The organism is Vibrio sp. SSH13-20, assembly GCF_040104475.1.
GTDB lineage: Bacteria > Pseudomonadota > Gammaproteobacteria > Enterobacterales > Vibrionaceae > Vibrio > Vibrio harveyi.
Window position 1 is genome coordinate 422,175 of sequence record NZ_JBECOU010000003.1, and the last position, 24,480, is coordinate 446,654.

Genomic DNA, 24,480 nt, shown 5'->3' on the forward strand with positions numbered 1-24,480 from the left:
CCTAAAAATGGATATAGCTGTATTTTTCTATCTCGCCTTAAGTTGGCCGCCGAAGGAGAGAAGTAAATTCCTGAGTGAACCTCAATATTTCTAAATTGGTTCTTTTTAGTTCCTGCATACACACCGTGTATCCACGCTTCTAAGACTAACTTCGCATCTAAAAACATCCAAATGGAACTTATTTTTTTTCTAAAAAAATATGACCAACGCCAAAGTTCCATATAAGTTGTTGATCCAGATCTTATTTTTAACACCAAAGACACAAATCAAAGAAAAGACTTTAAATATCAAATACATAATGAAAATTCATCCATTCTATTTTGAAGTCGATCGCAGAGTTTTAGTTATAAAAGAAGAATAACGTAAGGAGAGATCCTGATCACTGAAATCAGGAAAAGTGGTATTTGAACGGTTATTGAGTGACTTTTTAATTGCCAAGAAAAAGCCCCAAGCGACTGACACTTGGGGCTTTTAGGTATTTTTTATCTTTTTTGAGGAGAGTTATTTCATCAAATTGAGTAAGTCTTGCTCAGTTTGAATCTCAATTCCAAGTTCTTGAGCTTTCGCTAGCTTAGAACCGGCATTTTCTCCAGCAAACAAAATATCTGTTTTCTTCGAAACACTACCAGTTACTTTTGCGCCTAAATTCTGTAGTGCTTCTTTCGCCTCTGAACGACCTAACTGAGAAAGCGTACCAGTTAACACCACGGTTTTACCTTCCAAAGGTAATTCGACCCCTTCCTGTGGTGCGGCGATTTCTGGCCAGTGAATGCCCTGCGCCAGTAGGTCTTGTACGACCGCTTGGTTTTTCTCTTCGCTGAAGAAAGTGGTAATGTGTTTTGCTACGACCACACCAATATCTTGAACCTCAACCAACTGCTCTTCTGTTGCTTGCTCAATGGTTTCAAGGTTCTTGAAATGTTGTGCAAGGTTTGCAGCTGTAGCTTCACCGACTTCTCGGATACCAAGTGAGTACAAGAAACGTGGCAATGTTGTTAGTTTTGATTTCTCAAGAGCATTCACAACGTTGGTTGCCGATTTCGGTCCCATTCGTTCCAAGACCGTCAGTACGCCTGCAGAAAGCTTGAACAGGTCTGCTGGCGTTTCGACCATCTCACGATCAACCAATTGTTCAATGACCTTCTCGCCCAATCCGTCTACATCTAGCGCCTTACGAGACACAAAGTGTTTTAACGCTTCTTTACGTTGAGCCTGGCATACTAAACCACCAGTACAACGTGTAACGGCTTCACCTTCGATACGTTCAACATGAGAGCCACATACCGGACAAGCATTGGGGAATAGGATCTCGCGCGCCGTTTCTGGGCGACGTTCTTTGATAACAGAGACAACTTGCGGAATCACATCACCAGCACGACGAATCACTACTTGATCACCTACCATCACTTGTAAACGTTCAATCTCGTCTGCGTTGTGAAGAGTTGCATTACTTACCGTGACACCACCAACAAATACTGGCTCAAGCTTAGCTACTGGCGTAATGGCACCGGTACGACCAACTTGGAACTCCACATCATTTAGCGTGGTAATTTCTTCTTGCGCTGGGAATTTATACGCGATTGCCCAACGAGGAGCACGAGCAACAAAACCCAAACGCTCTTGAATTGCAATATCATCAACTTTAATGACGACGCCATCAATTTCATACGCCAAAGCTTCACGACGGTTAAGAATGTCTTGGTAGTAGGCTTTTACCTCTTCCAAGTTATCGACTCGCTTGGTTTCGGGGCACATTGGTAAGCCCCAAGATTTGATTTGTAAGAATCGCTCATAGTGGCTGTTTGCTAACGTAGCACCTTCAACAACGCCAACACTGTAAGCATAAAAGCTCAATGGACGCGAAGCGGTAATACGTGAATCTAGTTGACGCAGACTGCCCGCCGCCGCGTTACGTGGGTTAACAAAAACTTTCTCGCCTTTTTGACGAGCGATCTCGTTAAGTTTGTCAAAACCCGCTTTTGGCATAAAGACTTCACCGCGAACTTCTAGACGTGTCGGCCAGTCTTTACCCTGCAGCTTTAATGGAATTGCGCTGATGGTACGCACATTTTCCGTGATGTTTTCACCAGTAGTACCATCACCACGTGTCGCAGCCTGAACCAAGACACCATCTTCGTACAATAGACTTACAGCCAAACCGTCAAGCTTAGGCTCACAGCAGTACTGTTTGATGGTATGACCGACAACGCGATCTTGAGCGCGTTTATGAAAACCATCCAGTTCCGTATCATCAAAAGCGTTATCCAACGATAGCATCGGCACTTCATGAGTAACTTGGCTGAACTCAGACAGTGGCTGACCTCCTACGCGTTGACTTGGAGAGTCGACGGTAACCAGTTCTGGGTGTTCGGCTTCAATATCCAATAATTCACGCATCATACGATCGTATTCTGCATCTGGAATCTCTGGGTTATCTTCCACGTAGTAACGAACCGCGTGGTAATGCAACGACTCTTTTAGCTCTTCTAGTCGCTGATGTACTGATTCAGACATATTAAAGCCCCGTGTATATTCATTAATGAGGTTGGGAATCTAAGAAAAAGGGCTCCTAACGGAGCCCTATCATTATTTGGTGTTAAGGTTATGCGTTAGCAGCATTAAACTCAACTATTTGACGTCGATATGATGCTAATCGATCAGGTGTCATCAGGTTACGTTGATCATCCAGTACATTCCCCCCCATGTCGTCCGCGACTTGCTGTGCAATACGCAGCATAAGGTTGAAGTTTTGGTCTGCTTCACCATAGCAAGGGAGAGTCATAAAGAAGGAAATACCTTTCGTTGAAAACTCTGCTGGGTCACCGTGCTCTAACGTACCCGGCTGCATCATGTTTGCAACACTGAATAACACTTTACCATTGCCAGACAAGTCCACATGACGATGGAAGATATTCATTTCACCGTAAATCAAACCGTTTTGCTGAAGGCTATCGAATAGCTTAGTACCAATAAATGGCTCTTCGCCTGCACAGTGCACATTTAACACAATCACTTGCATTTCTGGCTCTGACTTCGGCTCTTCAACCGCTACCTCTGTCATTACAGGCGCAATCTCTACTTCTGCCGATTCTGGTACAACCGTTGTTTCAAATACCGGTTCGATAATTTCTTCTTTTTCCGCGATAGTTTCGTTTTCAGCAAAAGTGTCTACTGACTCTTGTAAAACAGGCTCTACCACGTCTTCTTCTGTTTTTGTCGCAACAAAAGCTGGGATTTCTTGCTCTTCTTTATGCTCTTTCTCTTCTTTTACATCAAGAACATCATCGATCAGAGGATCAGAAGCGAATTTATTATCAAATGAATTCTCCATCCCAAAGTCTGGCTCTTTGCGATCTTTACGGATGATTTCGAAGTCGTCTTCTGGAGCAGGAGCAAAATCACGCTCTTGTTCTGGAGACTCTTTATCCTCTTGGTCAACATCCAACTTACCAAGCGGCTTGTTACCAAATTTTGCTTTGCCTTCTTTTTTGCTTGTCCACAGACCATGAAATAGCAATGCGGCGATGGCTAATGCGCCAACAACAATGAGTACGAATCGCAATTCCTGCATTATTTACTCTCAATCTACTTGTTCTACTACTCGCACATCCTTGAGCAGTAACCCAAGTGCAATAAATCCGAATGATGCTTTTACTTTACCAAAACTATATGTAGGTTTAGAACAACTTAATGCAAGAAGTTCGGTTTTTTGTTGTGATTCTTGCCACGATTCCACTTTACAAGACCCAAAATGTTAGGGCATTGAAAGAAAACCATCCACAGGTACAATGAGTTTTCACTTACACGAAACAAAATAGATATGAAGTTGAATAATCAGCCTAGAACCGGATTCGGTTACTTCCTATATGGGATTCAAATAGCACTCTCTCCGGAGATCCGTCGCTTTGTGGTTTTGCCATTACTTGCCAACGTATTACTCGTGGGTGGCGCGATTTTCTATCTATTCTCCCATCTCGATGTTTGGATCCAGAACTGGATTGGTCAGTTACCAGATTTTCTCTCTTGGCTTACCTACATATTGTGGCCAATATTGGTGTTAACTATTCTTGCCACATTCTCTTATTTCTTTAGTACATTAGCTAACTTCATCGCCGCACCATTCAATGGTTTACTCGCTGAAAAAGTCGAAGAGTCCTTAACGGGTCAAAAAGTGAATGATGATGGCATGGCTGCGGTGATAAAAGATGTCCCTCGCGTGCTAGCACGAGAATGGCGAAAATTGCTTTATGTCCTACCAAAAGCGATTGGCTTGTTTCTTCTTCTGTTGATCCCTGCACTCGGGCAAACGGTTGGACCTTTCTTGTGGTTCATCTTCACCGCTTGGATGCTTGCTATCCAGTACTGTGACTATCCGTTTGATAACCATAAAGTGTCTTTCAACGAGATGCGTTACAAATTGAAACAAAAGCAAGGGAAAGCCTATGGCTTTGGAGTGTTGGTTTCGGTGTTTACCACGATTCCAATTCTTAACCTAATTGTTATGCCTGTTGCTGTCTGCGGTGCAACTGCAATGTGGGTGAACGAATTTAAGCATCAACAATAACTCACACTTTCATTCGATACGGGGAGGTTTTAGACGCCTCCCCTTTCATTTTGCTCAATTCTCGACCAACCTCATAAGATATAACTTTTTAATCCTTTTCCCTTTTTTTGAGACCGCATATTCTTCTACTCATATTCACAATATCGTGTAATGAAGGAACATCACTATGAGCAAGATCTACGAAGACAACTCTCTTACTATCGGTAACACACCTCTTGTTCGCTTGAATAAAGTGAGCAAAGGTAAAGTTTTGGCGAAAATCGAAGCGCGTAACCCAAGCTTCAGTGTTAAGTGCCGTATTGGTGCTAACATGATTTGGGAAGCAGAAAAGGCAGGTACTCTTAAGCCGGGCGTTGAGCTAGTTGAGCCAACCAGTGGTAACACAGGTGTTGCACTTGCATTCGTAGCAGCCGCTCGCGGTTACAAGCTCACTCTGACAATGCCAGAATCAATGAGCCTTGAGCGTCGTAAGCTTCTTAAAGCGCTAGGTGCAAACCTAGAACTAACAGAAGCAGCAAAAGGTATGAAAGGCGCGATCGCTAAAGCGGAAGAAATCGTTGCAAGCAATCCAGACAAATACCTTCTTCTACAGCAGTTCAACAACCCTGCCAACCCAGAGATTCACGAGAAGACAACTGGTCCAGAAATCTGGGAAGCAACAGACGGTGAAATCGATGTATTCGTAGCAGGTGTAGGTACAGGCGGTACCATCACAGGCACAAGCCGCTACATCAAAGGTGAGAAAGGCAAAGCCATCACATCTGTTGCAGTAGAGCCAGCAGAATCACCAGTAATTGCGCAAGCGCTAGCAGGTGAAGAAATCCAACCAGCGCCTCACAAAATCCAAGGTATTGGTGCAGGTTTCATCCCTGGTAACTTAGATTTAGAACTTCTAGACCGTGTTGAGCAAGTGACTTCTGAAGAAGCGATCGAGATGGCTCGTCGCCTAATGGAAGAAGAAGGCATCCTAGCTGGCATCTCATCAGGTGCAGCAGTCGTTGCAGCAAACCGACTCGCGGAACTTCCTGAATTTGAAGGAAAAACAATCGTAACAGTTCTACCAAGCTCTGGTGAACGTTACCTAAGTACAGCACTATTTGCTGGTATCTTTACCGAGAAAGAGAACCAACAGTAATATGTGGTCAAATCAATTTTTCGTTTAAAAAAGCCCCGTTCAGGGGCTTTTTTGTTGATCCCTGCCCCACCTTTGGTAATATCAGGGTGTTTTATTTTTAGGTTCAAAATAAAGAATCTAAACCAAAAAGGTTTCAGTGTAATTACGCACGCAAACAGTTGCGTAATTACCAAACTTTTGACTAGTATCAGTTCTGACACGCTTTGAACTCTCTCGTGCTAGCGCACAAGGTGTAAAGCAGTTAAGCTAAAACTTAGTCACAAACTAACAAAAAAATACATTTATTGGGGTATATCACATGTACGAGAAGCAAGTAGAAATCACAGCAGAAAACGGTCTTCACACTCGTCCAGCTGCACAGTTCGTTAAAGAAGCTAAAGCATTCGACGCGGACATCACTGTGACTTCTAACGGTAAAAGCGCTAGCGCTAAGAGCCTATTCAAGCTACAAACACTAGGCCTAGTAAAAGGTACTCTAGTAACTATCTCAGCTGAAGGCCCACAAGCTCAGCAAGCAGTTGACCACCTAGTTGCTCTAATGGACCAACTACACTAATTCGGTCTCCTATTTCAGAAGCCATTTTGTGAAAGCAAAATGGCTTCGTTGGAAATAGACTCAAAACTAAGCTAAAACTATTCGTTAGCGCACCCATTATTCTCCCGTTTTATAAAGTTGACCAACTTAAGGTAAGGCTATGATTTCAGGCATCCTAGCATCTCCTGGTATTGCAATCGGTAAAGCACTACTACTTCAAGAAGATGAAATTGTCCTAAACACAAACACTATTTCTGATGATCAAGTAGAAGCAGAAGTTGCACGTTTCTTTGACGCTCGTAACAAATCTTCTGCTCAACTAGAAACTATCAAGCAAAAAGCGCTTGAAACGTTTGGCGAAGAAAAAGAAGCGATCTTTGAAGGTCACATCATGCTTCTTGAAGACGAAGAGCTAGAAGAGGAAATCCTAGCACTTATCAAAAACGACAAAATGTCTGCTGACCACGCGATCCACTCTGTGATCGAAGAGCAAGCAACGGCTCTTGAGTCTCTAGACGACGAATACCTGAAAGAACGTGCAACTGACATCCGTGATATCGGTTCTCGTTTCGTTAAGAACGCTCTAGGTATCAACATCGTTTCTCTAAGCGATATTGATCAAGAAGTTATCCTAGTAGCTTACGACCTAACGCCATCTGAAACTGCACAGATCAACCTAGACTACGTTCTTGGTTTTGCTTGTGACATCGGCGGTCGCACTTCTCACACTTCAATCATGGCTCGCTCTCTTGAGCTTCCAGCTATCGTTGGTACTAACGACATCACTAAGCAAGTTAAGAACGGCGACATGCTGATTCTTGATGCGATGAACAACAAGATCGTTATCAACCCATCTGACGCTGAGCTAGAAGAAGCAAAAGCAGTTAAAGCTGCATTCCTTGCTGAAAAAGAAGAGCTAGCTAAGCTAAAAGACCTACACGCAGAAACAACTGACGGTCACCGCGTAGAAGTTTGCGGTAACATCGGTACTGTTAAAGACTGTGACGGTATCATCCGTAACGGTGGTGAAGGTGTTGGTCTGTACCGTACTGAATTCCTATTCATGGACCGTGATGCACTTCCAACTGAAGAAGAGCAATACCAAGCTTACAAAGAAGTTGCTGAAGCAATGAACGGTCACGCTGTGATCATCCGTACTATGGATATCGGCGGCGACAAAGATCTTCCATACATGGATCTTCCAAAAGAGATGAACCCGTTCCTAGGCTGGCGTGCAGTACGTATCAGCTTGGATCGTCGTGAAATCCTACGTGACCAGCTACGTGGTATCCTACGTGCATCTGCACACGGTAAACTGCGTATCATGTTCCCAATGATCATCTCTGTTGAAGAAATCCGTGAGCTTAAGAAAGCGATCGAAGAGTACAAAGCAGAACTACGCGCTGAAGGTCATGCATTCGACGAAAACATCGAAATCGGTGTAATGGTTGAGACTCCAGCTGCAGCAGCTATCGCGCACCACCTAGCGAAGGAAGTATCTTTCTTCTCTATCGGTACAAACGACCTAACTCAGTACACACTAGCGGTTGACCGTGGTAACGAGATGATTTCTCACCTATACAACCCACTATCACCAGCTGTACTTACTGTGATTAAGCAAGTTATCGACGCTTCTCACGCTGAAGGTAAGTGGACTGGTATGTGTGGTGAGCTAGCAGGTGATGAGCGTGCAACACTTCTACTTCTAGGTATGGGTCTAGACGAGTTCTCAATGAGCGGCATCTCTATCCCTAAAGTGAAGAAAGTTATCCGTAACTCTAACTTCGCAGAAGTGAAAGCAATGGCTGAAGAAGCACTTTCTCTACCAACAGCAGCGGAAATCGAAGCAGTTGTAGAAAAGTTCATTGCAGAGAAAACTCAATAATCAACTAATTCCAATGAGATAGGCGGTTAAAAAAAGTCGTCTATCTCGAAAGATTGGTATACTATAATTCGACAGAATTAAATAAAACGTTAGGAGCATGACACAATGGGTCTGTTTGACAAACTTAAGAAGCTAGTATCTGACGACAGCGCTGACGCAGGTGCAATCGAAATCATCGCACCACTTTCTGGTGAGATCGTGAACATTGAAGATGTGCCAGATGTTGTTTTCGCTGAGAAAATCGTTGGTGATGGTATTGCTATCAAACCTGCTGGTAACAAAATGGTAGCTCCTGTAAACGGTACTATCGGTAAGATCTTCGAAACGAACCACGCGTTCTCTATCGAGTCTGACGACGGTGTTGAGCTTTTCGTTCACTTCGGTATCGATACTGTTGAACTTAAAGGCGAAGGCTTCAAGCGTATCGCTGAAGAAGGTCAAACTGTTAAAGCTGGCGACACTGTAATTGAATTCGACCTAGCTCTTCTAGAAGAGAAAGCGAAATCAACGCTAACTCCAGTTGTTATCTCTAACATGGACGAAATCAAAGAGCTAAACAAGCTTTCTGGTTCTGTTACTGTTGGTGAAACTCCAGTTCTACGTGTAACTAAGTAATTTTTACTTAGCTGAACACGAAAAAAACGCTGCCATTGGCAGCGTTTTTTATTACCTGAAACTTTTGTTCCTGAGCGATGTTCATCGCTGTAACCCGTTCAACTGAGCAATCCAAGTGCCGAGCTCGGTCTCTGCTTCGCTTGGGCTAATAATGCGGTCGTCGCATCTTGCAGCACTTGTGACCGTACCATCTCCGTCGACTCACGAGCAAAATCCGTATCTCGTATCCGCCCTTTTGATTCGGTCACACTCCGGTTCACCGTGTTAAGGTTATCCATCGTGCCGCTAACCCGGTTTTGGAAGCCACCTATTTCACTTCGATGCGAGTCAACATACTTAATTGCTGCATCAATTACCCCAACTGAAAGCTGCGCCCCGCCAACAGTCGACATATCGATGTCGTCCATTGTGACTAAACCACCAGCACTAACATCAAGCTCATCCGTTAAACTGCCCTCTAACGTTACACCTTCAGGTGCATTCAGCGTCGAGGCAAAGAATTGCAGTTCATTGTTTTCAGTCACTGAGGCACTCACTATCGATTGCTGCGCATTGATATAAGTAGCAACCTGTTCAATGCGATCTCCTAGTTTGAGCCCAATAGATTCTGTTTGGGTTTGCCCTTTACTGTCTTGGTATTCAAATTTAAGGGTTTGATTATCTTTAGTGACTCGCCAATCTTTATCGACCGCATCACCAACATAATGCTGCCCTCCCATCTCCGGGATGTGACTGCGCATATTCCGCAGTGTCAGAGAGATAGAGTTGGCATTCGCTCCAATATGGAAGCTTTGCGAGCCGTAAGAACCATCAAACAGGTTTTTATCTGCAAATGTCGTCGTGATCGCGACACGATCAAGCTCATCTTGCAGCGCTACGACCTCGTATTGAATACTTTGCCGATCACTTGAGTCATTACTGCCGTTTGCCGCTTGAAGCCCCAGAGAGCGCAAGCGTTGCAATATATCACTGCTCTCATGCAAAGCACCTTCTGCGGTTTGTGCCACCGAATACGCATCGTGCGCATTTCTCAAGGCGACATCAAGCCCTCTCGTTTGGACATTAAGAGTGTTGGAGATCTGTAAACCAGCAGCGTCATCACTAGCAGAGTTAATTCGATAACCCGAAGTGAGATTCCGTTGTGACTCTATGTTTTGCTCAGCCGCATGACTGAGATGTCGCTGCGTCATCATCGCAGTGACATTGGTATTTAAAGAGACCATCTAATCGATACAAACTCCTTGTCACCTATCCTATTCGGTGTCCCTAATGCGTGATTCGAATATGCAAAAAGCCAGGGATGAACCTGGCTTTTGTATCGCGTCGTATTAGGTTAATTAACCTAGTAGGCTTAGCGCTGAGTTAGGCGCTTGTTTCGCTTGCGCAAGGATTGAGCTTGACGCTTGCGATAGGATTTGTGACTTAGTCATTTGAGTCGTTTCTTTCGCGAAGTCGGTATCTTTAATACGGCTCTTCGACGCGTTCACGTTCTCGTTGATGTTGTCCAAGTTGCTGATTGCGTGGTTGAAACGGTTTTGGAAAGCACCTAGCTCTGCACGGTGGCTATCTACGTATTTCAACGCCGCATCAATGATAGCGACAGATTCTTGTGCGCCACCTACTGATGTTACATCGATGGTATCAACCGTTACTTTCTTACCATCGCTTAGACCTAACTCACCAGAAAGACCGCCAGAAAACTCTACTTCGCCTTCAACTTTGTTGTTACCAGCGAAAACTTGCAGTTTACCGTCTTGGTCTACTGATGCTTTTACTAGGTCTGTTTGACCGTTGATGTAAGTCGCAAGCTCTTCGATATCGTCACCCGCTTTTGCGCTGATGTTGATTTCTTGCTCTTTACCGAAGCTGTCTGTCAGACTGATTTTCAGGTCGTTTTTGCCCGCTTCCACACCCCAGTCTTTATCTTTGCCTTTTTCAGCTTGGTAGCTCACGCCGCCCATCATTTGGTTGTCAGAGCGCATGTCTTTTAGGTTTAGCATCACGGCTTCACCGTTGTCCGCACCGATTTGGAAAGACTGAGTACCGTAAGTACCGTTAAGTAGACGGTTACCACCGAATGATGTTGTTTCAGCGATACGGTTTAGTTCGTCGTTTAGTGCCGTTACTTCTTCTTGAATCGCAACACGCTCAGATTTTGAGTTAGAGCCGTTCGCTGATTGAAGAGATAGGTCACGCATACGTTGTAGGATGTTGGTTGTCTCGTTCATTGCACCTTCTGCTGTTTGTGCAATCGAGATACCGTCGTTCGCGTTACGAACAGCTACATCCAAGCCACGGCTTTGTACGTTCAAGCGGTTCGAGATTTGAAGACCCGCAGCGTCATCTTTCGCGCTGTTGATTTTGAAACCTGAAGACAAACGTTCCATTGAAGTTTGTTGTGCTGAGTTTGCGTTGTTTAGGTAACGCTGAGCGGTCATCGCTGATACGTTAGTGTTTACATTCACTGCCATGGTGATTTCTCCAATTGATTTTCCGATGTAGCGGTTTCCGACGTCTCGGAAAACCAAGTAGTTCTCTCAAAGTTACTTCTATTAACGACTCGGATTTCAGAAGCTTTAGGAAAAAATAAAAAAAAGTGAATTAGCGAGATTTGGCTAGAAAAATTGGAGAAAAGTAGAAAAAAGCGCTCAAGTTTCTTAGATTTACGCCGAGCGGAATGTTTTGTACATAAAACAACCAAAAGCGAATAAAAGCAGTCAGTTAGAGCGGTATCAGTAAGGAGGTTTGCTGGAAGATAGAAAAGAAAAAGCCCCTTTTCCTTTGAGAGAACCGGGGCTAGGTTGGTAGCCAGAGCCTATGTGGAGATCAAGAGAAATGAACACATATCCGACACACCGGGTGCAACCTTACATTGAAAATGATTGGCAGGTGAGAGATGAGAGAGCCGCACATTCTATTATAAAGTTGCTTGCCAAAAGCCTGCATTCCCATCCACGTCTGAATGTATTGAGTACAGGCTAGGTAAACTACTGCAATAGTGACATCGCAGAGTTTGGCAATTGTTTCGCTTGAGCAAGAATCGAAGTACCTGCTTGTTGCAAAATTTGCGCTTTGGTCATTTGCGTTGTTTCTTTCGCAAAGTCCGTATCTTTAATTCGGCTGTTAGACGCATCGACGTTTTCTTGGATGTTTGCCAAGTTGTTGATGCTGTGGCTTAGACGGTTTTGCTTCGCACCTAGGTCCGCACGTTGTGAATCAACATACTTAAGTGCTGAATCCAATACTGAAATCGCGTTTTGAGAACCTTGCACGGTTGTCATATCGATGTCTTGTACTGATGTACGTACTGGCTCGTCACTTAAACCCAAATCAGAAGCTAGACCACCAGAGATTGAAATCTCACCTTGAACGTTCGGGTGCGCTACAAATACTTGCAGCTTGCCGTCTTCACTCACCGATGCGTTAATCATATCAGATTGGCCGTTGATGTACGTTGCCAACTCTTCAATATCATCGCCTGCTTTCGCATTGATGCTGATTTCTAGATCATCTGGGTTGCCATCTTCATCTTCACCCATACCTGGTAGTGTGATTTTTAGATCTGCTTTAGCAGGATCAACACCCCAGTCTTTGTCTTTGCCATTCTCAGAGAAGAAAGTCACACCGCCCATACGTTGGTCATCCGCACGGATGCTTGTTAGAGCCATGATCATTGCTTCACCAGAGCTTGAACCAATTTGGAATGCTGCTTCACCAAACGAACCGTTCAATAGACGACGACCACCAAATGATGTCGTTTCTGCGATACGGTTTAGTTCATCCGTCAACGCTGATGATTCTTCGTTGATCGCCTGACGCTCAGCCGGAGAGTTAGTACCGTTTGAAGATTGGATCGCCAAGTCACGCATACGTTGCATTACTGACGTCGCTTCGTTCATCGCACCTTCTGCCGTTTGGGCAATCGAGATACCGTCGTTTGCGTTACGCATTGCCACATCTAGACCACGAGACTGAGCCGTTAGACGGTTAGAGATCTGTAGACCTGCTGCGTCGTCTTTTGCACTGTTAATCTTGTGACCAGATGAAAGACGTTCCATCGAAGTATTAAGTTCGTTGGTCGCCTTGTTTAAATAACGCTGCGCGGTCATCGCGGAGACGTTAGTACTAACTGTTACAGCCATTTTGCTCTCCTTTTGAGTTCGCAAGCTTTTGCGAAGCGGCCAGCTTTACTCTCATTTGGATAAGCACTGACCGTAAAAATTACTTGCTAAATCTGCCTATATGGCAGGGTTTAGAATCTCGTAAGTCTGTTCTGACAACATCAATACAATTTGTGTGCCAACTTGAATTTAATAACTCACTCTTTTAAAAACGAGCAAATAAACAACAAGTTAGTTCAGCAATGAAAGGGCGTATTCGCCTTTTCCTTCTGCTGAGTTACGTTATCAGCCAGTTGTTGATCTATTGCCGCTTGATTTGCCGCGAACCTCATTGCCGCTTTCGGTAAAATCGTGCCGCTTGGCTCGCATTACTCGGCATTTTCCGTTGATTTCTCGCGCTTAAGGCTTTGCACATAAGGCATTAAAATTACGGATTGAAGGCGTTACTCTTCCATTCAGATGCTATGGGCATCTCGCTAGGTTTCAGCAGCGCTAGATCGAATTAAGTGTCGCTAAATATAGTTAAATAGCGTTAGGTCTTTGGTTTTACCAAAAGCCTGTTGCGAGGCTTGCAGTGCACGTGAGTTCTCGCTGAACTCGATGACCGCCTTGGAATAATCCAAATCCTCAAAATTGCTCTTCGCTTTCGCCAGAGACAAATTAAAATCTTCGTGGTTTTGCTCTTGAATATCGAGCGTGCTCAACTTAGCACCCAAATCGGTTCTTACTTTGTTCATGTGAACAAATGCCGCTTGGAATTCTTCTGTCATTTGATGCAGCTTCGCGGTCGCCGAAGCGTCTGATACTGAGCTCTCCGACCATTGCATGGTTTCTCTAAACGCATCAAAAATACTAAAGGTTTGGCGTGGCTCTAACGTAATGCTGTCGCCAGCCGATACTTGACCTTTAAGCTGAATATTCACGCCTTCGTATTTGATGCCATCAACAGGTGAATAATCATCAACCTGCACGATGCTGCCATCTTTTTCTAACTGATAACCAAACTTGCCGTTACTCATATCCACAAAGGTCACTTTGTAGTTTGAGTTATCTTCTGACGCACTCGTTGCTTGACCAAGCAACAACTCAGAGCCTTCTTGTAAATCGTATTGTGGTTCGAAATCACCAAACGGATTCGGGATCTCTGAAAACAAGTGGTTACCCGGGTAGTTGATGCCTAGCTCAATATTGCTCGCAATCTTCATCTTGCGTTGGTAATCATCGCCGGTGTACACAACGCTGCCATCGTTATCTCTAAAAAACGGCTGAGTTTTCGGCTTAGTACCGGCAAAAACGTAGTTACCTGATTCATCTTGAGTGTTCACTAGCGCCAAGAAGTTATTGGCAATCTCTTCAAGCTCGCGCTTTTTCGCGGCACGGTCTTCTGGAGAGTAAGCACCGTTGATCATTTCCATCGAAATACGCTTCGATTCATCGGTGAACTCCTCAGCATTGGCAATCACGACCTCTTGGTTTTCTAGTCGGTTACGAACCAGAACGATTGCATCAAGGTACTGCTTTAGCTGTTCTTCTTGTTGACCAATACTCTGTATATAGTGCGTCGCCAACGGGTTATCGCTCGGCTTGGTCAACTGCTTACCAGAAGCAAGTTGCTCCTGATTGTGGTGAACTTTGTTTTCCTGACGGCGCAAATCGTTTTGCACCGACTGGTAGTTATGGAAGCTGGAAATTCGAGTTAACATCTACGGCCTCCTGTTATCGCAATTGCAAGATGGTGTTGAAGGTGTCATTTGCCGCCTGCATCACACGAGAAGAGGCCATATACGCCTGTTGGAACTTCATCATGTTTGCCGCTTCTTCATCGAGGTTTACCCCCGAGATCGACGCCACTCGCTCTTGCGCTGCTTCACTTTCTAATTGAGCGACATCGGCTAAGCGACTTGCAGTGGATGTCTTCAAGCCCACATCTGTGTTCAAGTTGTAGTAAAGACTAACCAGAGTCGACTCATTGCCGTTCATCTTCTTGTCGGTTTGAATATTCAGCATCTTACGTAAGTTGCCGTTATCACCTTCAGAAGGCACAAGGTTAGCCGTAAACTTATCGTTAGGTAGTGCACCACTCGTGAGCTCAAATACCGTCGCGCCACCGTTTTTATAACCCGGATGGTTACTTGGTAGGCTTACCGACACAGGTCCAGTTGGAGGGTATGGCTGCGGAGCCATAAGCACATTGCCTTTGGTGTCCGTAACAGCAAATTGATCGCCGGTAGGAGAAACCACTACCTCAAACTCTCGTAGGTCACCTGCGTCAACGATTTCAAACTTCGCGTTGCCTTGAGCGAATGTGGTTGACGCTTCATAGCTTTGCGCTGCAATGGCTTTTGGATCGTTGGTTTCAACTTTTATTTGTGCCGCACTGCTGCGCGTTGGGCGAAGTAAAATGTGCTCACCGACTTTAGGTTCATTGCGCACTTCCACTCGCATACCATCAAGATAGAAAGCATTCCCTGAATCGGTGTTCAGCTTAACGGTTTCACCATTCGGCTTCGTCACACTGTAGCTGTCGCCATCGTAACGAAGCGAATACTCACCGCCTTTCAGCGCACTAATGTCGTTGATGTATACCGCCATATCAGCAGTAGATTGAGGTCCGGCTACCACACGAGATTTCGCTAACGGCTCTGAGTTCACATCGGTAAACAAAGGGTCACCGACATTGCCGTAGTGGTCCAAACCTTGTGATTGCAAGTGGTTCACTTCACTTGAAAAAGCAACCGATAGGCGACCAAGTTCATCCATCACTTGAGGGATGTGCTCGTCGCGCATTTTCAATAGTGCCCCAATTTTGCCGTCAATATCGTCCGATTTGATCGCTTTAATGCCGCCACCTTCAACCATAGCAAGACGACGTTCATGGACGTCAGGAAAGCCATCAATCATCTTCAGCTGGCTAGCTTCCGTGCCTGAAACAAGCGTATGTCCGTTACCAATATGCACATTGAAACCTTCAGCGTTTTTTCGCGGGGTCACGGTAACTTTGGTGTATTCAGACAGCTCTTTAATCAGCTTTTCATGTTGGTCCATCAAATCGTTATGAGGACCTGGGGTTCGCATCATCAATCGATGAACATCGCGGATCTCAACGGCAAGTTGGTTCACGCGTTCAATGCCCATATCCAGTGACTTATTCGTCACATCGGATTGCTGACGTACGGTTTCGTGGAATTCGTTTAAGGTATCGCTAAGTAGTTTGGCTTTTTCCAATACTACTTTACGCGCCCCCATGTCATTGGGAGTGTCCGCCATGGTTTTCACAGCATCAAACCATTCGTTCATGTTCTCTGGGATCTTTTTCGATGCCACAGAAGACAACATGCCAGACAGCAAATCGAGGTTCTTTTCGTTATCTAGCTTATTGGCGTAGTTGGTGGTGGACAAATTAAGCTCTTTAACGGCAAATTCATCCCATGAGCGGCGAACATTTTCCACATGCACGCCCATGCCGTAGGTAGAGCCGCCAAATTGGCGTGGGTCATTGGTGCCTTGGATAACAGACTGACGGCTGTAACCCTCTGTATTAGCATTAGAAATGTTATGACCAGTCGTATTCAACTGTCGCTGAGCAGTAAGCACACTTTGTGTACCCACATTCAACAGATCTGACGCCATACATGCCCCCAAAAACGAAATAAAATCGGTATTGACCGATCACCTAGTTAGCATTTAGCAAAAGATGTGCCAGTTTAGAAAAGAAAGAGAAACCTAGGAAAAAAGAAAGGCTTGCACCATAGCAAGCCTTATCAAGAAGTGTCTTAAGCATTCAAAATCGTTATGAATTACATGCTCTCGATTTTCTGCTTCACCTGCAGTACTTTGTCTGCGTAATTTGGATCGGTTGCGTAACCTGCACTATGGATACCACGAATAAATGATTCCGAATCACCTTTCTGTTGAAGAGCGGTTTCGTAGCGCGGATTTTCATTCAAGAAACGCACATAATCATTAAAGCTGTCTTGGTAGTTAGAGTAAGAGCGGAATGCTGCAGTCTCTTTCACTGGCGTATTGTCATGGAATTCCAAGGTTTGAGTCGTTACCTTATCGCCCTGCCAGCTTCTGTCCGCTTTGATGTTGAATAAGTTGTTGCTGCTACCACGCGCATTCTTCACCACCTTTTGCCCCCAGCCTGTTTCTAGCGCGGCTTGAGCAAGCAGTAATGACGGCTCGACACCCAGTGCTTTTGCTGCGCGATCAGCGTAAGGCTTCATCGAGTTAACGAAGGATTCTGGTGTATCAAAACGTGACGGCTCTGAACCAGGACGAGACAGCTGACCCGATTCAATCAAGCGCTGCTCAATCTCGCGCGCTTTTTTAGGGTCTACACGACGATATTCCACAGCATTGTTTGCCGCATCGCGCATTGCTGTTTCACTCTTGTCATCGCCCTGGCCTACCGTCAACTGCTTAACAATCATGTCAGCTAGCCCCATTGAACCTGAAGCACTCAGTTCACTTGCCATTTGTTCATCAAGCATTTGGCGGTAGAACTTTTCGTTCTGACTATTCATGAAGTTCGACTCGAAGCCTTCATTCGCCTCACGCATTGATTTCAGCATCATCGACGTAAAGATAGATTCAAACTGACGAGCGGCCGCACGCAGTGCTTCATGCTCGCCGTCTTTGCCTTCTTTTACGGCTTTCTGACGCAGCGTATCAAGGGAGCTGATGTCGTGAATAAAGCCGATATCGTTAGGATTGTTCACCATGGTTTGCCTCCTAATCGATTAGATGATGATCAACTGGCCTTCAATGGCACCAGCTTGTTTTAATGCTTGCAGAATCGCCATTAAATCAGAAGGTGCTGCACCAACTTCATTAACCGCACGAACGAGATCATCCAGTGTCAAACCCGGTTCAAACTTGAACATCTTGCCTTTTTCTTCACTCACTTCGATATCAGAATCCGGCACGACAACCGTTTGACCACCAGAGAAGCTGTTCGGCTGACTAACGTTAAGGTTTTCTTTGATTGCGACGGTCATACCACCATGCGTTACGGCCGCTGGTTTAAGACGGACATGCTTACCGACCACGATAGTGCCAGTGCGAGAGTTAACAATGATCTTTGCTGCGCCATCTGCCGGGTCAAACTCTAGATTCTCAATTGCCGATAGGAATGCAACGCGTTGGCTGATGTCTCGTGGCGCACGAACACGCACAGACGTGGCATCGACAGCACTTGCCATCTGAGGACCAAGGAAGTTGTTTACCGCATCAGCCATACGCTGCGCAGTCGTGAAATCAGAATCCAGTAGGTTAAATGTGATGTAGTCGCCACGCCCAAATGGGTTTGGGATTTCACGCTCTACTGTTGCACCGCTAGAGATAAGACCGACCGTCGGGTTGTTACCAACGATTTTTGAGCCGTCGGCACCTTCTGCACTGAAACCACTGACAACAAGATTACCTTGAGCAACGGCATAAACTTGTCCATCTAGACCTTTTAGGAAAGTTTGTAACAAGGTACCGCCACGTAAACTTTTCGCGCTACCGATTGAAGAAACCGTCACGTCAACTTGCTGACCCGGTTTCGAAAACGCAGGTAGCTCAGCCGTTACCATTACTGCGGCAACGTTTTTGATCTTTGGCTTTGTGCCCGGCGGCATCTGAATGCCGAAGTTTTGCAGCATTGCCGCGAAGCTTTGTTCTGTAAACGGATTGGATTCACCCGTTCCTGGTAAGCCTGAAACCAAGCCATAACCCACGAGTTGGTTACTACGCACACCTGCCACCTGCGCGACGTCTTTGATACGTGCAGCTTGGGCTGTGGTTGCGAACAGTGCAACGCTCATCAGTGCTAATAGGATTCTTTTCATGCTTACTTAATCTCTTGCAGTCAAATTGCCGTCAATGCGGCGTTTTATAGGGCTACATTAAAGAATCGTGCCAAGAAACCAGGCTCTTGCATATCTTGTGGTAGACCCGTGCCAGAGTATTGAATTCTTGCGTTAGACACGCGATTTGACGCAATAGTATTGTCGAAGTTGATGTCATCAGGACGAATTGTGCCGCTCAGGCGAATGTACTCGTCACCCGTGTTTAGCGTCATCCACTTTTCGCCACGGATCACTAGGTTGCCGTTTGCCAGCACCTCAATCACTTCCACCGTAATGTAACCGCTGATGCTGTTACTCTGTTTCGCCGAGGAATCACCAGCAAACGTGTTGGTGTTATTCAAATCGTAAGAGAAGTTGTACTTACCGCCCACTTGCAGCTCTTGACCACCCACCGACAGCGGTTCCATCTTCGCGTCGTTGGTTTTCGATAGATCCGCATTTGCGCTCTTAGTCGCACGAGTCGTCTCATCGAGCGTCACGGTAATGATGTCACCAATGCCACGAGGTTTAGAGTCATCGTACAGGTCAGTAATGTGTTCTGCGCTAAACAAAGAGCCCGTTGCCGCCGCGTAATGCTCTGGCTTTTGCTTAGGATGAATCGGGGCCCATGCCGGATCGCCTGCTACTGGATCGCTTCTGCCACGCAGAGTATCAATGATGCCGCTGCTCTCGTCTTTCGACTTATCGCCTTCAACCGCATCAACCACTGTTGTTGCTTGGCTGACTTCATCTGTTTCGATAGGCTCTAGCATCGTACAGCCAGACATCGTAGCGATAAGTGCAAGTAGACAAATACGTTTCATCATTGGCTCCTAAATCCCGATTCTAGCGATTAAAGCTGCTGGTTAACGAAGCTCATCATCTTGTCGACAGATGAGATCACTTTTGAGTTCATTTCATACACACGCTGCGCTTCGATCATGTTGACCAACTCTTCAGTCACGTTCACGTTTGATGCTTCAAGCATGGATTGACGAATTTCGCCCAAACCATCAAGACCTGGGACACCTTCTTGTGGGTCACCGCTTGCGCCTGTTGGTAGGTAAAGGTTTTGACCGATTGGCTCTAGACCACCAGGGTTTACGAAATCGGTAATGGTTAACTGACCAACCACAACGTTGTTTTGCTCACCACGGATACGTACAGAGACTTCACCGTCAGTACCGACAGTAATCGAGATAGCATCTTCAGGAATCACGATCTCTGGCTCAACTGGGTAACCGGAGCCAGAGGTCACTAGCGTACCTTCGCCGTTTAGCGTGAACTGACCGTTACGAGTGTAACCAATGTTGCCGTCTGGCAGTGTCACTTGGAAAAAGCCATCACCCTCTACCATCATATCGAGAGCGTTAGTTGTAGTTTGCGCGTTACCGTGCGTGTGCACTTTTTGTGTCGCAACCACTTTAGAGCCGGCACCCAGCATCAAACCACTTGGCAGTTCAGTGTTTTGAGACGATTGACCGCCAGGCTGGTTAATGTTTTGGTAGAAAAGATCTTCGAATACCGCGCGGCTTTTTTTGTAGCCCACGGTAGAGGCGTTCGCCAAGTTGTTCGAAATCGTTGCAATGTTGGTCTGCTGGGCATCTAGACCCGTTTTACTTACCCATAGTGCTGGATGCATTGTGAACCTCTAACTCTGTTAACTCATACGAAGCAATGAATCTGAAGATTTATCCATCTCTTCAGCGGTGCTCATCATCTTGACTTGCATTTCAAACTGACGCTGAAGGTCAATCAGAGCAGTCATTTCACCCACGGCATTTACGTTACTACCTTCAATTGCACCGGTTTGGATGCTGATAGTACCGTCTGCTTCGTAAGGCTGGTTTGGAGTTTTATGGCGGAATAAGCCATTGGTATCTTTAAATAAGCTTTGATCGTCTGTGCGTACAAGCTTAATACGATCAACCACTTCTAATTCTTCGGCAGGCGCACCTTGAGGCAGTACAGAGATGGTGCCATCACGACCGATTTCGATTTTGGAGACTGGAATGGGTAACGTAATTGGCGCGTCGTTTTCGCCTAGTACCACATGACCACTAGCGTTTGTCAGCAAGCCATTTTGATCAACTTTTAGGTTACCGTTACGCGTCAAACCTTCTTTACCAGTTTGGTCCATAACCGCAATCCAACCGCTGCCTTCCACTGTAATATCAAGATCGCGACCTGTAGTGATCACACTACCTTGCGCAAAGTTGTGCCCTGGACGTTCCGTCATGCTGAATACACGTGAAGGTAAACCTTCACCATAAGCTTGCATAGAACGAGCTTGTGCCAAGTCAGCACGAAAACCCGTTGTACTCACGTTTGCCAAGTTGTTGGCACGCAATTGCAGGGCCTGCATATTTTGCTTGGCGCCACTCATTGCGAGAAACAGTGCGCGATCCATAAATTACTCCAAAAATTCTCTGTACGAAGGAGTAAAAGCAATAGTTATGCCAACATTAAAATAATGTTATTAATCAAAAGCTTGAACATGAAATGTAGTCTTTAAGATGGCAATTCAATGAGAATCAACCAAAAGAGAGGCAATGTTTTGATCCGCTTAGCGGCAATAGCGGCAAGCTGGAGATCAAAGCATGCCCAACCTGAATTGAGGTAATTTCAGGTTGAGCATCAGATGAATGTCATGATGTTATCAAACGAAGCGGCAAGCGCACGCAGCGTTTGATTAAACAGATTACCTAGTGAGCTATCAACTAGCGCTCTAGCGAATCTGCAGGATATTTTGTTGTAGCTGGTTATGTACTTCTAGCGCACGAGAGTTCGCTTGGAAGTTACGCTGAGCAGAGATCAGATCCACCAGCTCCTGAGTCATATCAATGTTTGATTGCTCTAGCATACCGTTGTTAATAGTACCGAAAGAGCCCTTGTTAGATTCACCCCAGATCTTGTCACCAGAGAACTGTGTTGAATCCCATTGAGTACCGCCTTTTTTATCCAAACCTTGCTCGTTAGGAACACGAACCAGCGCTACACGACCCAATGTTACGTTTTCACCGTTTGAGTAAGTACCCAACACGCTACCGTTCTCATCAAAGTCGACTTTGGTTAGGAAGCCTGTTGTCGCACCATCTTCATCGAACTTAGTTAGCTCAAATGGAGCAGCAAACTGTGTTGCTGAACCTAGACCAAAGTTAAGTGTTTGCGCAATGTCCGCACCGTTCAGATCAAGTGGTGTCGTGTTTGTCGCAGGATCGCCCAACGCTACCGATGTGATTGGCTGACCATTGTTTAGGCTCGCCAATGTACCGTCGTTGTTGAACTTCATTGTGTGACCAACATGACCCGTTGGCGTTGCCGCATCACCGTTTGCGATGTTCAATGGCTTCTCACCACCTTTATCTGTCACGGTGTAGTAGGTTTGCCACGTGTTCGGTTGAGTTTGGTCTTTCAAGTAGTACGTTGTTAACTTGTAAGACTGACCCATTGAGTCATAAATCGTCGAAGACGTAGAGCGGTTATATGTATCCGGGTCAGAAAAATCAAACTGAGTTGGATCTTTCAAATCACCGTTAGCAGGTAAGTTCACACCCACTTCAATGTTCGCTGTTTGCTTTGGCTTACCAAATTCTGCAGGAATATTGATTGGTTGTGGCTCGTAAGATGAAACCTCACCAGACTCTGGGTTTACTTGGTAACCAAGTAGGAACTCATCGTTCGCTGTTACCATGTAGTTGTCTTTGTTCAAATGGAATGCACCGTTACGTGTCATTTCATTTTGCTGTGGGATAAGACGATCTTTCGCTACCGCGAAGAAGCCAGTACCCGATACACGCAAATCCATTGGGTTATTGGTGTAAATGCTTGAACCTTCGTGGAACTGTTGCGCCACTTGGTTCGCTTGTGCACCGCCACCCGGAGTGGTTTTTGCGTTAGTGAACAAAGAGTTTGAGTACACATCGCTGAATTCCGCACGAGACTCTTTAAAGCCGTACGTGTTGGCGTTCGCAATGTTGTTACTGGTGGTGTTCAAATCCAGTTGAGCGGAGGACAAACCGCTTAAAGATACATATGACATTCCAAAATCTCCTAACCTGACGTGCTATTGATTACGCTTTGCCGACTTCCAAAACTTCTGCAAGTCGAACTGGCGATTCAAAGCCTGCCAGATTGAGTAATACGTTACCGTCACCCTTGCCTAGCAACACACTGTTCACGTTCGCGTACGTAGATACTGGGAACTCTTGAGACTCCCCTTCTACCAAGCCAGACGCTTTCACATTGTATTTGCCAGCAGGCATCGGATTACCGTTTTCATCATTACCGTCCCAAAGTACACGAGTATCACCGGCTGGTTTCGCACCTACCTCAAAAGTACGCACCAGTTGGCCCGCTTCGTTTTCTACTCGGACAAATAAGTTGTCGATCGGTTGTGCTAGCTTAACCATTGCCGCCATTGCCGCATTGTCTTGCTTCACACCCGCCGCACCTGGGACCAATACGTCACGACCAACCAAAGAGGAGGCTTGTAACGCTTGGTTTGATGTCATTGACGAGTTTAAGCTCTCGAACTGAGAGTTCATCTTGCCAATGCCATCTACGGTCGCAAATGACGCCATTTGCGCAATCATCTGGTCATTACTTACCGGCTTAAAAGGATCCTGTTGAGACAATTGCTTAGTGAGCAAAGATAGGAAGTCTTCCTGTTTCAGGTCCTGCTTACCAGTACTCTCTTCAGTCTTCTTGTTCTCTTGTAGGCTTTTAAGCTGGTCGATATAGGACAAGCCGCTTTGACCAACGTTGTTAATTCCGGCCATACGCTACCCCCTTATCCTTATTGACCCATCTGCAGCGTACGCAGCAGCATTTGTTTACTAGAATCAGCCACTTGCACATTAGTTTGGTATGCGCGAGAAGCTGAAATCATGTTTGCCATTTCTTCCATTACATTCACGTTAGGCTTGTAGATGTAGCCTTCCTCGTTTGCAAGGGGATGGTCAGGGTTGTACTCCGCACTAAGCGGTTTATCGCTTTCTACAATACCCATCACTTTCACTGGCACCGTATCACCGCCACGCATGGCGTTACTTAACTCAGCACCAAACACAGCATGACGAGCCTTATAAGTGTCTTTCGCAGAACTGCTGACACTGTCGGCATTCGCCAAGTTGCTTGAGGTAGTATTCAGACGAACGGACTCAGCGCTCATTGCGGAACCTGTCACATTGAAAACGTTAAATAAGCTCATCTAAATTATTCCCCTTTGATTGCTTTGGTTAAGTTCTTGAATTTGCTGCCTAGAAAGTCGAGTGATGCTTGGTGTCTAATTTGGTTTTGCATAAACAAGTTACGCTCTAAATCCAAATCAACCGTGTTGCCATCGCCCGTATCTGGTTGCGTAGGTAGACGATATAGCTTGTCCCCGACCAACGTTGTAGTGGCAGGAATGTGCCGACCATCTGTGCGGCTAAGACCAATGCTTGCCCCAGATGTTGCCGCCTGCAATTCCTTGGCAAAGTCTAAACCTCTTGCTTTATAACCAGGCGTGTTTGCTTGCGCGATGTTGGTGGAAATCACCTCCGCGTTGCGCTCACGTACGCCCACCGTGTACTGGTGGATGCCTAGTGCGTTGTCAAAAGATATAGCCATGTTTGCCTCTACATTAAGAACTGACCGTAATTAATAACTAAAAAGCAATTAGCGTGCCAAAAATAGAACATGCCATTTTGCCGCTTCAGTTATCGACGTAGTGGTTTGCAATAAGCAAGCCAATGTTATTGATGGAGTGTCATACGAATCGAGTAATGAGCTCGACTCTTTAAAAAAT

Annotated in this window: 21 protein-coding genes; 5 read left to right on the top strand and 16 right to left on the bottom strand. The window is 45.5% G+C overall.

The genetic code is table 11. The features are described 5' to 3' along the window. Positions 1–501 precede the first annotated feature (501 nt). The gene (gene ligA, locus ABMY42_RS10685; RefSeq protein WP_349266284.1) at positions 502–2,514 is read right to left on the bottom strand and encodes an NAD-dependent DNA ligase LigA; all 2,013 of its coding nucleotides are present in this window, start codon (positions 2,512–2,514) and stop codon (positions 502–504) included. Between the two features lie 88 nt (positions 2,515–2,602). After that, positions 2,603–3,571, bottom strand: a complete 969-nt coding sequence (zipA, locus tag ABMY42_RS10690; protein ID WP_349266285.1) for a cell division protein ZipA — start codon at positions 3,569–3,571, stop codon at positions 2,603–2,605. 249 nt (positions 3,572–3,820) lie between these two features. On the opposite strand from zipA, the gene cysZ reads away from it, so the two are divergent. The 5 genes from cysZ to crr all read left to right on the top strand — a co-directional run bounded on the left by cysZ (position 3,821) and on the right by crr (position 8,734). Next, a complete protein-coding gene (gene cysZ, locus ABMY42_RS10695; RefSeq protein ID WP_005451544.1) occupies positions 3,821–4,564 on the top strand; it encodes a sulfate transporter CysZ in 744 nt (247 codons plus the stop codon). Positions 4,565–4,730: 166 nt separating this feature from the next. Continuing rightward, positions 4,731–5,699, top strand: coding sequence for a cysteine synthase A (cysK, locus tag ABMY42_RS10700; RefSeq protein ID WP_005436896.1), 969 nt, complete (start codon positions 4,731–4,733; stop codon positions 5,697–5,699). A gap of 298 nt (positions 5,700–5,997) precedes the next feature. Beyond that, positions 5,998–6,255: an HPr family phosphocarrier protein gene (locus ABMY42_RS10705; protein ID WP_005436894.1), complete on the top strand. Its 258-nt coding sequence runs from the start codon at positions 5,998–6,000 to the stop codon at positions 6,253–6,255. A gap of 139 nt (positions 6,256–6,394) precedes the next feature. After that, the gene (ptsI, locus tag ABMY42_RS10710) at positions 6,395–8,119 is read left to right on the top strand and encodes a phosphoenolpyruvate-protein phosphotransferase PtsI (protein WP_017818939.1); all 1,725 of its coding nucleotides are present in this window, start codon (positions 6,395–6,397) and stop codon (positions 8,117–8,119) included. 105 nt (positions 8,120–8,224) lie between these two features. Then, positions 8,225–8,734 (top strand): PTS glucose transporter subunit IIA, encoded by a 510-nt coding sequence (crr, locus tag ABMY42_RS10715; protein ID WP_005425608.1) that lies wholly within the window; start codon positions 8,225–8,227, stop codon positions 8,732–8,734. 98 nt (positions 8,735–8,832) lie between these two features. On the opposite strand, the gene ABMY42_RS10720 is transcribed toward crr, so the two are convergent. From ABMY42_RS10720 to flgB, 14 genes are all read right to left on the bottom strand, one after another. Next, entirely contained in the window at positions 8,833–9,957 is a 1,125-nt protein-coding gene (locus tag ABMY42_RS10720) for a flagellin (RefSeq protein ID WP_005451540.1), read from the bottom strand. Between the two features lie 114 nt (positions 9,958–10,071). Beyond that, positions 10,072–11,205 carry a flagellin gene (locus tag ABMY42_RS10725; RefSeq protein WP_005447265.1) on the bottom strand — a complete coding sequence of 378 codons (1,134 nt, stop codon included), beginning with the start codon at positions 11,203–11,205 and terminating at the stop codon, positions 10,072–10,074. A gap of 516 nt (positions 11,206–11,721) precedes the next feature. Beyond that, positions 11,722–12,876 carry a flagellin gene (locus ABMY42_RS10730; protein ID WP_005449185.1) on the bottom strand — a complete coding sequence of 385 codons (1,155 nt, stop codon included), beginning with the start codon at positions 12,874–12,876 and terminating at the stop codon, positions 11,722–11,724. 491 nt (positions 12,877–13,367) lie between these two features. Then, positions 13,368–14,558: a flagellar hook-associated protein FlgL gene (gene flgL, locus ABMY42_RS10735; RefSeq protein ID WP_005449187.1), complete on the bottom strand. Its 1,191-nt coding sequence runs from the start codon at positions 14,556–14,558 to the stop codon at positions 13,368–13,370. A 13-nt stretch (positions 14,559–14,571) separates the two neighbouring features. Continuing rightward, positions 14,572–16,485, bottom strand: a complete 1,914-nt coding sequence (flgK, locus tag ABMY42_RS10740) for a flagellar hook-associated protein FlgK (RefSeq protein WP_005449189.1) — start codon at positions 16,483–16,485, stop codon at positions 14,572–14,574. A 167-nt stretch (positions 16,486–16,652) separates the two neighbouring features. Next, positions 16,653–17,579: a flagellar assembly peptidoglycan hydrolase FlgJ gene (flgJ, locus tag ABMY42_RS10745; protein WP_005449191.1), complete on the bottom strand. Its 927-nt coding sequence runs from the start codon at positions 17,577–17,579 to the stop codon at positions 16,653–16,655. An 18-nt stretch (positions 17,580–17,597) separates the two neighbouring features. Further along, positions 17,598–18,689, bottom strand: coding sequence for a flagellar basal body P-ring protein FlgI (locus ABMY42_RS10750; protein ID WP_005449193.1), 1,092 nt, complete (start codon positions 18,687–18,689; stop codon positions 17,598–17,600). Between the two features lie 44 nt (positions 18,690–18,733). Further along, positions 18,734–19,513 carry a flagellar basal body L-ring protein FlgH gene (gene flgH, locus ABMY42_RS10755; RefSeq protein ID WP_005449195.1) on the bottom strand — a complete coding sequence of 260 codons (780 nt, stop codon included), beginning with the start codon at positions 19,511–19,513 and terminating at the stop codon, positions 18,734–18,736. A 29-nt stretch (positions 19,514–19,542) separates the two neighbouring features. Beyond that, on the bottom strand, positions 19,543–20,331 hold the full coding sequence (flgG, locus tag ABMY42_RS10760) for a flagellar basal-body rod protein FlgG (protein WP_005449197.1): 789 nt from the start codon (positions 20,329–20,331) through the stop codon (positions 19,543–19,545). An 18-nt stretch (positions 20,332–20,349) separates the two neighbouring features. Next, entirely contained in the window at positions 20,350–21,099 is a 750-nt protein-coding gene (locus ABMY42_RS10765; protein WP_005449199.1) for a flagellar basal body rod protein FlgF, read from the bottom strand. Between the two features lie 318 nt (positions 21,100–21,417). Continuing rightward, the gene (flgE, locus tag ABMY42_RS10770; RefSeq protein WP_005449201.1) at positions 21,418–22,731 is read right to left on the bottom strand and encodes a flagellar hook protein FlgE; all 1,314 of its coding nucleotides are present in this window, start codon (positions 22,729–22,731) and stop codon (positions 21,418–21,420) included. A 31-nt stretch (positions 22,732–22,762) separates the two neighbouring features. Beyond that, positions 22,763–23,470, bottom strand: a complete 708-nt coding sequence (flgD, locus tag ABMY42_RS10775; protein ID WP_005449203.1) for a flagellar hook assembly protein FlgD — start codon at positions 23,468–23,470, stop codon at positions 22,763–22,765. Between the two features lie 17 nt (positions 23,471–23,487). Next, positions 23,488–23,901: a flagellar basal body rod protein FlgC gene (flgC, locus tag ABMY42_RS10780; protein WP_005393132.1), complete on the bottom strand. Its 414-nt coding sequence runs from the start codon at positions 23,899–23,901 to the stop codon at positions 23,488–23,490. A 5-nt stretch (positions 23,902–23,906) separates the two neighbouring features. Beyond that, positions 23,907–24,302: a flagellar basal body rod protein FlgB gene (gene flgB / locus ABMY42_RS10785; RefSeq protein ID WP_005449205.1), complete on the bottom strand. Its 396-nt coding sequence runs from the start codon at positions 24,300–24,302 to the stop codon at positions 23,907–23,909. Between the last annotated feature and the right edge of the window lie 178 nt (positions 24,303–24,480).